Source organism: Shigella sp. FC1544 (genome assembly GCF_001722145.1).
Taxonomy (GTDB): Bacteria; Pseudomonadota; Gammaproteobacteria; order Enterobacterales; family Enterobacteriaceae; genus Escherichia; species Escherichia coli.
Genome location: NZ_MECT01000034.1, coordinates 1 through 11,597, shown reverse-complemented (window position 1 = coordinate 11,597; position 11,597 = coordinate 1). Strand labels below are relative to the sequence as shown.

The following is an 11,597-nucleotide window of genomic DNA, read 5'->3' as shown; positions in this document are numbered from 1 at the left end:
GGCTACGTCGGTGCTAAATCACGTCAGCGCTGGCTGTTTTACGCGTATGACAGGATACGGAGGACGGTTGTGGCGCACGTCTTCGGTGAACGCACTCTGACCACACTGGAGCGTCTTCTGAGCCTGCTGTCGGCCTTTGAGGTCGTGGTATGGATGACGGATGGCTGGCCGCTGTATGAATCACGCCTGAAGGGAAAGCTGCACGTTATCAGCAAGCGTTACACTCAGCGCATTGAGCGACATAATCTGAATCTGAGACAACATCTGGCAAGGCTGGGACGGAAGTCACTGTCGTTCTCAAAATCGGTGGAGCTGCATGACAAGGTCATCGGGCATTATCTGAACATAAAACACTATCAGTAAGTTGGAGTCATTACCCGTTGGAGGTTATCCGGGAAATGATGATAAAGGTCGTGAGCTGCAACAGCAGGTTGATCCAACCAAACTGATGAATGATTTCTTTGCCGCAATTGAGTTTATGCAACGCTATCCGCAAGCGACAGGCAAAGTGGGTATTACCGGATTTTGCTATGGCGGTGGCGTATCGAACGCGGCGGCTGTCGCGTATCCGGAACTGGCCTGCGCGGTGCCGTTTTATGGTCGTCAGGCACCCACTGCCGATGTGGCGAAGATTGAAGCGCCTTTACTACTCCACTTCGCGGAACTGGACACCCGAATCAACGAGGGCTGGCCCGCTTATGAGGCGGCGTTGAAAGCCAATAATAAGGTCTATGAGGCGTATATCTATCCGGGGGTTAATCACGGATTCCATAATGATTCCACGCCTCGTTATGACAAATCTGCCGCCGATCTTGCCTGGCAAAGGACGCTGAAATGGTTCGATAAATATCTCTCCTGATGGGTTTATCTCTTACGGGATTACGTCTTAAACAAGCATGAAAAAATAGTGTGCGCAAAAGTCGTTCTTTGCCTAAAATATCGCTATATATGATAATATATAGCGAATGAGGTGAACGATGAATAACCATTTTGGTAAAGGCTTAATGGCGGGATTAAAAGCAACGCATGCCGACAGTGCGGTTAATGTGACAAAATTCTGTGCCGATTATAAACGCGGTTTTGTATTAGGCTACTCACACCGGATGTACGAAAAGACCGGAGATCGCCAGCTTAGCGCCTGGGAAGCGGGTATTCTGACGCGCCGCTATGGACTGGATAAAGAGATGGTAATGGATTTCTTTCGTGAGAATAATTCCTGTTCTACGTTGCGCTTTTTTATGGCCGGTTATCGCCTCGAAAATTGATCAAACATACGTATTATCTTGCTTTAATTAATTACACTAATGCTTCTTCCCTTCGTTTTAGCGCCCCGCCGCAGTATCATGATATCGATAACCATAATAAATGTGTGGTAAATGGCGCATCGATCGCATTATTGATTTTGCGATTGAGGCAAAATATATGCCAGGTCTTCGCAACGGAATAACTATAAATGACTGGAGATAACACCCTCATCCATTCTCACGGCATTAACCGTCGTGATTTTATGAAGCTTTGTGCAGCATTAGCCGCCACCATGGGGTTAAGTAGCAAAGCCGCTGCAGAGATGGCCGAATCGGTTACTAACCCGCAGCGTCCGCCAGTTATCTGGATTGGCGCGCAGGAGTGCACCGGTTGTACGGAATCTCTGCTTCGTGCAACGCATCCAACGGTAGAAAACCTCGTGCTGGAGACTATCTCTCTGGAGTATCACGAAGTGCTTTCCGCCGCCTTCGGTCATCAGGTCGAAGAGAACAAACATAACGCACTTGAGAAGTACAAAGGGCAGTATGTGTTGGTTGTGGATGGTTCCATCCCATTAAAAGATAACGGTATTTATTGCATGGTTGCTGGTGAGCCGATTGTGGATCACATCCGCAAAGCGGCAGAAGGCGCAGCAGCGATTATCGCTATCGGTTCCTGCTCTGCGTGGGGCGGTGTTGCCGCAGCTGGAGTTAACCCAACTGGCGCAGTCAGCCTGCAAGAAGTTCTGCCAGGCAAAACCGTTATCAATATTCCGGGCTGCCCGCCGAACCCGCACAACTTCCTCGCGACCGTTGCGCACATCATCACTTACGGCAAACCGCCGAAACTGGATGACAAAAATCGTCCGACCTTCGCCTATGGCCGTCTGATTCACGAACACTGCGAACGTCGCCCGCACTTCGATGCTGGTCGTTTTGCCAAAGAGTTCGGTGATGAAGGCCACCGTGAAGGCTGGTGCCTGTACCACCTCGGCTGTAAAGGGCCAGAAACTTACGGCAACTGCTCAACGCTGCAATTCTGCGATGTTGGCGGCGTGTGGCCGGTAGCGATTGGTCACCCATGCTATGGCTGTAACGAAGAAGGTATCGGCTTCCATAAAGGCATCCATCAGCTTGCCAACGTCGAAAATCAGACTCCGCGTTCACAGAAACCGGATGTTAACGCTAAAGAGGGCGGCAACGTCTCTGCAGGCGCTATTGGTTTGCTCGGCGGTGTGGTTGGGCTGGTTGCCGGTGTCAGCGTGATGGCGGTGCGTGAACTGGGTCGTCAGCAAAAGAAAGATAACGCTGACTCACGGGGAGAATAACCGTGAACAGACGTAATTTTATTAAAGCAGCCTCCTGCGGGGCATTGCTGACGGGCGCGCTGCCGTCTGTCAGTCATGCGGCTGCTGAAAACCGCCCGCCAATTCCGGGATCGCTGGGGATGTTGTACGACTCGACCTTGTGCGTAGGCTGCCAAGCTTGCGTCACCAAGTGTCAGGATATCAACTTCCCTGAACGTAACCCGCAAGGGGAACAGACCTGGTCGAACAACGACAAACTGTCGCCGTATACCAATAACATCATTCAGGTGTGGACCAGCGGCACAGGGGTCAACAAAGACCAGGAGGAGAACGGCTACGCGTACATTAAGAAACAGTGTATGCACTGCGTCGATCCGAACTGTGTCTCTGTGTGCCCGGTCTCTGCACTGAAAAAAGATCCGAAAACCGGCATTGTCTATTACGACAAAGACGTGTGCACCGGTTGCCGTTACTGCATGGTCGCCTGTCCGTACAACGTGCCGAAGTACGACTACAACAACCCGTTTGGTGCGCTGCATAAGTGCGAGCTGTGCAACCAGAAAGGTGTGGAACGTCTCGATAAAGGCGGTCTGCCTGGCTGCGTAGAAGTGTGCCCGGCGGGCGCGGTGATTTTCGGTACGCGTGAAGAGCTGATGGCGGAGGCGAAAAAACGTCTGGCGCTGAAGCCTGGCAGCGAATACCACTATCCGCGTCAGACGCTGAAATCTGGCGACACTTACCTGCATACGGTGCCGAAATATTATCCGCATCTGTACGGCGAGAAAGAGGGCGGCGGTACTCAGGTTCTGGTACTGACGGGTGTGCCTTATGAAAATCTCGACCTGCCGAAACTGGACGATCTTTCTACCGGTGCGCGTTCCGAAAATATTCAACACACCCTGTATAAAGGCATGATGCTACCACTGGCTGTGCTGGCGGGCTTAACCGTGCTGGTTCGTCGCAACACCAAAAACGACCATCACGACGGAGGAGACGATCATGAGTCATGATCCACAACCGCTGGGCGGCAAAATCATCAGTAAACCGGTCATGATTTTTGGACCGTTAATCGTCATCTGTATGCTCCTGATTGTGAAGCGTCTGGTGTTCGGTCTGGGCTCTGTCTCTGACCTGAACGGCGGCTTCCCGTGGGGCGTGTGGATCGCGTTTGACCTGCTGATTGGTACCGGCTTTGCCTGTGGCGGCTGGGCGCTGGCGTGGGCGGTATACGTCTTTAACCGTGGGCAATACCATCCGCTGGTGCGTCCGGCGCTGTTGGCGAGTCTGTTTGGTTACTCACTGGGTGGCTTGTCGATCACTATCGACGTGGGTCGCTACTGGAACCTGCCGTACTTCTACATTCCGGGGCACTTCAACGTGAACTCGGTACTGTTCGAGACGGCGGTCTGTATGACCATCTATATCGGCGTGATGGCACTGGAGTTTGCTCCGGCACTGTTTGAACGTCTGGGCTGGAAGGTTTCTCTCAAGCGTCTGAACAAGGTGATGTTCTTCATCATTGCACTTGGCGCGCTGTTGCCGACCATGCACCAGTCTTCAATGGGGTCACTGATGATCTCGGCGGGCTACAAGGTGCATCCGTTGTGGCAGAGCTATGAAATGTTGCCGCTGTTCTCGCTGCTGACGGCGTTCATCATGGGCTTCTCGATTGTCATCTTTGAAGGTTCGCTGGTGCAGGCGGGTCTGCGTGGCAACGGTCCGGATGAAAAGAGTCTGTTCGTCAAGCTGACCAACACCATCAGTGTGTTGCTGGCGATTTTCATCGTGCTGCGCTTTGGCGATCTTATCTATCGCGACAAGCTGTCGTTAGCGTTTGCCGGTGACTTCTACTCCGTGATGTTCTGGATTGAAGTCCTGCTGATGCTCTTCCCGCTGGTCGTTCTGTGTGTGGCGAAGCTGCGTAATGATTCCCGCATGCTGTTCCTGTCAGCACTGAGCGCACTGTTAGGTTGTGCAACCTGGCGTCTGACCTATTCGCTGGTGGCATTCAACCCGGGCGGCGGTTATGCCTACTTCCCGACCTGGGAAGAACTGTTGATTACTATTGGTTTTGTGGCTATTGAGATTTGCGCTTACATCGTACTCATTCGTCTACTGCCGATACTTCCTCCTTTAAAACAAAACGATCATAATCGTCATGAGGCGAGCAAAGCATGAGCCAGAGAATTACTATTGATCCGGTAACCCGTATTGAGGGGCATTTACGCATCGATTGCGAAATCGAAAATGGCGTCGTTTCGAAAGCATGGGCTTCCGGTACCATGTGGCGCGGCATGGAAGAGATCGTGAAAAACCGCGATCCGCGCGATGCATGGATGATTGTGCAACGTATCTGTGGCGTATGTACTACCACTCACGCGCTGTCTTCCGTTCGTGCGGCAGAAAGTGCGCTGAATATCGACGTTCCGGTTAACGCGCAATACATCCGTAACATCATTCTGGCTGCGCACACCACGCATGACCATATCGTTCATTTCTATCAGCTTTCGGCGCTGGACTGGGTGGACATCACTTCTGCACTGCAAGCTGACCCAACCAAAGCCTCCGAAATGCTGAAAGGCGTTTCGACCTGGCATCTGAACAGTCCGGAAGAGTTCACTAAAGTTCAGAACAAGATCAAAGATCTGGTTGCCAGCGGTCAGTTGGGTATTTTCGCCAATGGCTACTGGGGTCACCCGGCGATGAAACTGCCGCCGGAAGTGAACCTGATTGCGGTAGCGCACTACCTGCAGGCGCTGGAGTGCCAGCGTGACGCTAACCGCGTCGTGGCGCTGCTGGGCGGTAAAACGCCGCACATTCAGAACCTGGCGGTAGGTGGTGTCGCGAACCCGATCAACCTCGACGGTTTGGGCGTGCTGAACCTTGAGCGCCTGATGTACATCAAGTCTTTCATCGACAAGCTGAGCGACTTTGTTGAACAGGTTTATAAGGTTGATACCGCAGTTATTGCCGCGTTCTACCCGGAATGGCTGACGCGCGGTAAAGGTGCGGTGAACTACCTGAGCGTGCCGGAATTCCCGACCGACAGTAAAAACGGCAGCTTCCTGTTCCCGGGCGGCTACATTGAGAATGCGGATCTGTCCTCGTATCGTCCGATCACTTCTCATTCAGATGAATACCTGATCAAAGGCATTCAGGAAAGCGCGAAGCACTCCTGGTATAAAGACGAAGCGCCGCAGGCACCGTGGGAAGGTACCACCATTCCGGCTTATGATGGTTGGTCTGACGACGGGAAATATTCCTGGGTGAAATCACCGACTTTCTACGGCAAAACGGTAGAAGTGGGTCCGCTGGCTAATATGCTGGTGAAACTGGCGGCAGGTCGCGAATCTACCCAGAACAAACTGAATGAAATCGTTGCGATTTATCAGAAACTGACTGGCAACACGCTGGAAGTGGCGCAGCTGCACTCCACGCTGGGCCGTATTATTGGTCGTACCGTTCACTGCTGCGAATTGCAGGATATCCTGCAAAATCAATACAGTGCACTGATCACCAATATCGGCAAAGGCGATCACACCACCTTTGTGAAACCGAACATTCCGGCAACGGGTGAGTTCAAAGGTGTTGGCTTCCTCGAAGCGCCGCGCGGTATGCTCTCTCACTGGATGGTTATTAAAGACGGTATTATCAGTAACTACCAGGCAGTTGTTCCATCAACCTGGAACTCTGGTCCGCGTAACTTCAATGATGACGTCGGTCCTTACGAGCAGTCGCTGGTGGGTACACCGGTTGCTGATCCGAATAAACCGCTGGAAGTGGTGCGTACCATTCACTCCTTCGACCCGTGCATGGCCTGTGCGGTACACGTAGTGGATGCCGACGGCAACGAAGTGGTTTCAGTGAAGGTTCTGTAATGCGTATTTTAGTCTTAGGGGTCGGCAATATTTTGCTGACCGATGAAGCCATCGGTGTGCGGATTGTCGAAGCGTTAGAGCAACGATACATTCTGCCGGATTATGTTGAGATCCTCGATGGCGGCACGGCGGGAATGGAGCTGCTTGGCGACATGGCAAATCGCGATCATCTGATTATTGCGGATGCCATTGTGTCGAAAAAGAACACGCCGGGAACGATGATGATCCTGCGGGATGAAGAAGTTCCGGCGTTGTTTACCAACAAAATCTCTCCGCATCAGCTTGGCCTGGCCGACGTATTGTCGGCCCTGCGCTTCACCGGTGAGTTTCCGAAAAAGCTGACCCTGGTCGGCGTGATCCCGGAATCGCTGGAGCCACACATCGGCTTAACGCCGACGGTTGAAGCAATGATTGAACCTGCGCTTGAGCAGGTTCTGGCTGCGCTGCGCGAATCAGGCGTGGAAGCCATCCCACGGGAGGCGATTCATGACTGAAGAGATAGCAGGTTTCCAGACCTCCCCGAAGGCGCAAGTACAGGCAGCGTTTGAAGAAATTGCCCGGCGTTCGATGCACGATCTCTCTTTTCTGCATCCTTCAATGCCGGTGTATGTTTCTGATTTTACGCTGTTCGAAGGTCAGTGGACGGGATGTGTGATCACCCCGTGGATGCTGAGTGCAGTTATCTTCCCCGGCCCGGATCAACTCTGGCCGCTGCGCAAAGTGAGTGAAAAAATTGGTCTGCAACTGCCGTATGGCACCATGACCTTTACCGTTGGTGAACTGGACGGTGTTTCGCAATACCTCTCCTGTTCGCTGATGTCACCGCTTTCGCACAGTATGTCGATTGAAGAGGGCCAACGCCTGACGGATGACTGCGCACGAATGATCCTTTCGCTGCCAGTCACGAATCCGGATGTACCACACGCAGGGCGTCGCGCCCTGCTGTTTGGTCGCAGGAGTGGCGAAAATGCATGAGTTGTCGCTTTGCCAGAGCGCCGTTGAAATTATCCAACGGCAGGCGGAGCAGCACGATGTTAAGCGCGTCACCGCCGTGTGGCTGGAAATTGGCGCGCTCTCCTGCGTTGAGGAGAGCGCCGTCCGTTTTAGTTTTGAAATTGTCTGCCACGGAACGGTGGCGCAAGGGTGCGATTTACATATCGTCTATAAACCCGCCCAGGCCTGGTGCTGGGATTGCAGCCAGGTGGTGGAGATTCATCAGCACGATGCGCAGTGTCCGCTCTGTCACGGCGAGCGGTTGCGTGTCGATACCGGCGATTCGCTGATCGTCAAAAGTATTGAAGTTGAATAACCGGAGTTAATAATGTGTATTGGCGTTCCAGGCCAGGTGCTGGCTGTCGGTGAAGATATTCACCAGCTTGCGCAGGTTGAAGTATGTGGTATCAAGCGCGACGTGAATATCGCCCTGATTTGTGAAGGTAACCCTGCCGATCTACTGGGCCAGTGGGTGCTGGTACACGTCGGATTTGCCATGAGCATCATCGACGAAGATGAAGCCAAAGCCACATTAGACGCACTGCGCCAAATGGATTACGACATTACCAGCGCGTGATGATTAGCTTTCGTAGGCCTGATAAGACGCGGCAGCGTCGCATCAGGCATTGTGCACGATTGCCGGATGCGGCGTGAACGCCTTATCCGGCCTGGATGGCTTGCTGCGACGAACACCAACCCTTACCCCTGACGCTTATCTTCCGTATTCGTCTCGAAATCACTGGCGTCATGGCGCTCATGCAACTGCTCATTCAGCGGTCCGTTGGTGCGGTTAACAATACGCCCACGTTTCACCGCCGGACGTTCGCCTACTTCTTTCGCCCAGCGTTGTACATGCTTATAACTGCCCGCATCAAGAAACTCAGCGGCATCATACACACCACCTAACACCACGTTGCCAAACCACGGCCAAATCGCCATATCCGCAATGGTGTACTCATCGCCCGCAACAAACTTATGCTGCGCCAGTTGCTTATCCAGCACGTCGAGCAGACGTTTGGCTTCCATGGTAAAGCGGTTGATGGCGTACTCAATCTTTACCGGTGCGTAATGGAAAAAGTGACCAAAACCACCGCCGAGGAACGGTGCCGCGCCCTGTAACCAGAACAGCCAGTTCATCGTTTCAGTACGCTTTGCCAAATCCTGCGGCAGGAAGTAGCCAAATTTCTCCGCCAGATAAAGCAGGATCGAACCAGATTCAAACACACGGATCGGCGGATTATGCGTATGATCGCGCAGCGCCGGGATCTTCGAGTTTGGGTTCACTTCGACAAAGCCGCTGGAGAATTGATCGCCATCGCCAATACGAATCAGCCAGGCGTCGTACTCTGCACCAGTAACGCCCAGCGCCAGCAGCTCCTCAAGCATAATCGTTACTTTCTGACCGTTCGGCGTTCCCAGCGAATAAAGTTGCAATGGGTGTTTGCCAACGGGCAGCGTTTTTTCATGCGTCGGACCAGAAACCGGGCGATTGATATTGGCGAACGCGCCGCCAGCGGATTTATCCCACGTCCAGACTTTCGCGGGCTGATAAGTATTGTCTGTCATAGTGAGTTGCCTTCTGAGTGGTAGTGTTGAAGCAGTGTGGCAGGTCACTTGCTGTACAGAATGTGAATTTTTTAACCCTTTGCGCCAGCCGCTGCGATGAGGTGTATGATTAGTCTGACCTCTGTCCGGTTAATGTCGCTGAGCAGGTAATCAGAGCACAACAATTACGCCAACTGCTTAGGTTGTATTGTTAAAGGTAAAGTGATGAGCAAAGGAACGACCAGCCAGGATGCCCCGTTCGGGACATTATTGGGCTACGCCCCAGGTGGGGTAGCAATCTACTCTTCAGATTACAGTTCTCTCGATCCGCAGGAATACGAAGATGACGCCGTATTCCGTAGCTATATCGACGACGAATATATGGGCCACAAGTGGCAATGCGTTGAATTTGCTCGCCGTTTTCTCTTTCTGAATTACGGTGTGGTCTTTACTGACGTGGGTATGGCGTGGGAGATTTTCTCGCTGCGCTTCCTGCGAGAAGTGGTTAATGACAACATCCTGCCATTGCAGGCATTTCCTAACGGCTCGCCGCGTGCGCCGGTCGCGGGTGCGCTTCTTATCTGGGATAAAGGCGGTGAATTTAAAGACACTGGCCATGTCGCCATCATTACCCAATTGCATGGCAACAAAGTCCGTATTGCGGAACAGAACGTGATTCATTCCCCGTTGCCGCAAGGGCAACAGTGGACGCGTGAGCTGGAGATGGTGGTCGAAAACGGCTGCTATACCCTGAAAGACACTTTTGATGACACCACCATTCTGGGCTGGATGATCCAGACGGAAGATACTGAATACAGCTTACCGCAGCCGGAAATTGCAGGCGAGCTGCTGAAAATCAGCGGAGCGCGCCTGGAAAACAAAGGCCAGTTTGACGGTAAATGGCTGGATGAAAAAGATCCGCTGCAAAACGCCTATGTGCAGGCCAACGGTCAGGTGATCAATCAGGATCCTTATCATTACTACACCATTACCGAGAGTGCCGAGCAGGAGCTAATTAAAGCCACCAACGAGCTGCACCTGATGTATCTTAACGCAACCGACAAGGTACTGAAAGATGACAACCTGCTGGCGCTGTTCGACATCCCGAAAATCCTCTGGCCACGTTTGCGTCTCTCCTGGCAGCGTCGCCGTCACCATATGATCACTGGTCGTATGGATTTCTGCATGGATGAGCGTGGCCTGAAGGTTTACGAGTACAACGCCGACTCCGCCTCCTGTCATACCGAAGCGGGCTTGATCCTCGAACGTTGGGCGGAGCAGGGCTATAAAGGCAACGGCTTCAATCCGGCGGAAGGGCTGATTAACGAATTGGCTGGTGCCTGGAAACACAGTTGTGCACGTCCGTTTGTCCATATCATGCAGGACAAAGATATCGAGGAAAACTATCACGCGCAGTTTATGGAGCAGGCGCTGCACCAGGCGGGCTTTGAAACGCGTATCTTGCGTGGATTGGATGAACTGGGCTGGGATGCTGCCGGGCAACTGATTGATGGGGAAGGGCGACTGGTTAACTGCGTGTGGAAAACCTGGGCGTGGGAAACCGCGTTTGATCAGATTCGTGAAGTTAGCGACCGTGAGTTTGCTGCGGTGCCAATCCGTACCGGTCATCCGCAAAACGAAGTGCGTCTTATCGACGTATTGCTGCGCCCGGAAGTGCTAGTCTTTGAGCCGCTGTGGACGGTGATCCCCGGCAACAAAGCGATTCTGCCGATCCTCTGGTCGCTGTTCCCGCACCATCGTTACCTGCTGGATACCGATTTCACTGTTAATGATGAATTGGTGAAAACAGGTTACGCAGTGAAACCGATTGCCGGTCGCTGTGGTAGCAATATCGACCTGGTCAGCCATCATGAAGAGGTGCTGGACAAAACCAGCGGTAAATTTGCCGAGCAGAAAAACATCTATCAGCAACTGTGGTGTTTGCCGAAAGTGGACGGTAAATACATTCAGGTATGTACCTTCACCGTGGGCGGCAACTACGGTGGGACGTGTTTGCGCGGTGATGAATCACTGGTCATCAAAAAAGAGAGTGATATTGAACCGTTAATTGTGGTGAAAAAGTAATACATGTTGTAGCAACCCCGTACTGATTATGAAGAATAATCAGTACGGGGATTAATCAAAATATTCAATATTTATATGTTCTAATATTTATTCATTTCATATGTGAATATATTAACCAGTGGAATACCTGTGTTTTGATTATTTCTAAAGGTTTTGAATGAATGCTTATTGTCTGATACACAAGAAATAACACTCTTTTTATCGTTAAAAAATGATATTTCACTTTGCCCGGTAATGCTGCCAACTTACTGATAGTGTTTTATGTTCAGATAATGCCCGATGACCTTGTCATGCAGCTCCACCGATTTTGAGAACGACAGTGACTTCCGTCCCAGCCTTGCCAGATGTTGTCTCAGATTCAGATTATGTCGCTCAATGCGCTGAGTGTAACGCTTGCTGATAACGTGCAGCTTTCCCTTCAGGCGTGATTCATACAGCGGCCAGCCATCCGTCATCCATACCACGACCTCAAAGGCCGACAGCAGGCTCAGAAGACGCTCCAGTGTGGCCAGAGTGCGTTCACCGAAGACGTGCGCCACAACCGT

General features: G+C 52.1%; 11 protein-coding genes and 3 pseudogenes. 12 read left to right on the top strand and 2 right to left on the bottom strand.

The genetic code is table 11. The features are described 5' to 3' along the window. The 11 genes and pseudogenes from BGK49_RS02965 to hybG form a co-directional block, all read left to right on the top strand. Nucleotides 1-363, top strand: a pseudogene (locus BGK49_RS02965) (IS1-like element IS1X2 family transposase); the annotation flags it as partial. Nucleotides 364-379: 16 nt separating this feature from the next. Further along, a pseudogene (yghX, locus tag BGK49_RS02960) lies at nucleotides 380-859 on the top strand (YghX family hydrolase); the annotation flags it as partial. A 118-nt stretch (nucleotides 860-977) separates the two neighbouring features. Next, complete coding sequence (gene yghW, locus BGK49_RS02955; protein WP_001059136.1) at nucleotides 978-1,265, top strand: DUF2623 family protein YghW; 288 nt, start codon at nucleotides 978-980, stop codon at nucleotides 1,263-1,265. A 188-nt stretch (nucleotides 1,266-1,453) separates the two neighbouring features. Further along, the gene (gene hybO / locus BGK49_RS02945; RefSeq protein ID WP_000145410.1) at nucleotides 1,454-2,572 is read left to right on the top strand and encodes a hydrogenase 2 small subunit; all 1,119 of its coding nucleotides are present in this window, start codon (nucleotides 1,454-1,456) and stop codon (nucleotides 2,570-2,572) included. A 2-nt stretch (nucleotides 2,573-2,574) separates the two neighbouring features. Further along, entirely contained in the window at nucleotides 2,575-3,561 is a 987-nt protein-coding gene (gene hybA, locus BGK49_RS02940) for a hydrogenase 2 operon protein HybA (protein ID WP_001081880.1), read from the top strand. Then, on the top strand, nucleotides 3,551-4,729 hold the full coding sequence (gene hybB / locus BGK49_RS02935; protein ID WP_000017691.1) for a Ni/Fe-hydrogenase cytochrome b subunit: 1,179 nt from the start codon (nucleotides 3,551-3,553) through the stop codon (nucleotides 4,727-4,729). The genes hybA and hybB overlap by 11 nt, the downstream gene beginning before the upstream one ends. Further along, entirely contained in the window at nucleotides 4,726-6,429 is a 1,704-nt protein-coding gene (hybC, locus tag BGK49_RS02930) for a hydrogenase 2 large subunit (protein WP_000083065.1), read from the top strand. Before hybB ends, hybC begins: the two co-directional genes overlap by 4 nt. Further along, nucleotides 6,429-6,923: a HyaD/HybD family hydrogenase maturation endopeptidase gene (locus tag BGK49_RS02925; RefSeq protein WP_001221946.1), complete on the top strand. Its 495-nt coding sequence runs from the start codon at nucleotides 6,429-6,431 to the stop codon at nucleotides 6,921-6,923. The genes hybC and BGK49_RS02925 overlap by 1 nt, the downstream gene beginning before the upstream one ends. Continuing rightward, complete coding sequence (gene hybE / locus BGK49_RS02920) at nucleotides 6,916-7,404, top strand: hydrogenase-2 assembly chaperone (protein ID WP_000134014.1); 489 nt, start codon at nucleotides 6,916-6,918, stop codon at nucleotides 7,402-7,404. Before BGK49_RS02925 ends, hybE begins: the two co-directional genes overlap by 8 nt. Further along, entirely contained in the window at nucleotides 7,397-7,738 is a 342-nt protein-coding gene (gene hypA / locus BGK49_RS02915; RefSeq protein WP_000544953.1) for a hydrogenase maturation nickel metallochaperone HypA, read from the top strand. Before hybE ends, hypA begins: the two co-directional genes overlap by 8 nt. A gap of 12 nt (nucleotides 7,739-7,750) precedes the next feature. Next, complete coding sequence (gene hybG, locus BGK49_RS02910; RefSeq protein WP_000334896.1) at nucleotides 7,751-7,999, top strand: hydrogenase maturation factor HybG; 249 nt, start codon at nucleotides 7,751-7,753, stop codon at nucleotides 7,997-7,999. A gap of 122 nt (nucleotides 8,000-8,121) precedes the next feature. Here the strand turns inward: hybG and yghU are convergent, their stop codons facing one another. Next, complete coding sequence (yghU, locus tag BGK49_RS02905; protein ID WP_005027440.1) at nucleotides 8,122-8,988, bottom strand: glutathione-dependent disulfide-bond oxidoreductase; 867 nt, start codon at nucleotides 8,986-8,988, stop codon at nucleotides 8,122-8,124. Nucleotides 8,989-9,192: 204 nt separating this feature from the next. Between yghU and gss the strand changes: the two genes are divergently transcribed. Then, nucleotides 9,193-11,052, top strand: a complete 1,860-nt coding sequence (gss, locus tag BGK49_RS02900) for a bifunctional glutathionylspermidine amidase/synthase (protein ID WP_005043668.1) — start codon at nucleotides 9,193-9,195, stop codon at nucleotides 11,050-11,052. A 245-nt stretch (nucleotides 11,053-11,297) separates the two neighbouring features. On the opposite strand, the pseudogene BGK49_RS02895 reads toward gss, so the two are convergent. Further along, nucleotides 11,298-11,597 (bottom strand): annotated as a pseudogene (locus tag BGK49_RS02895) (IS1-like element IS1X2 family transposase); the annotation flags it as partial.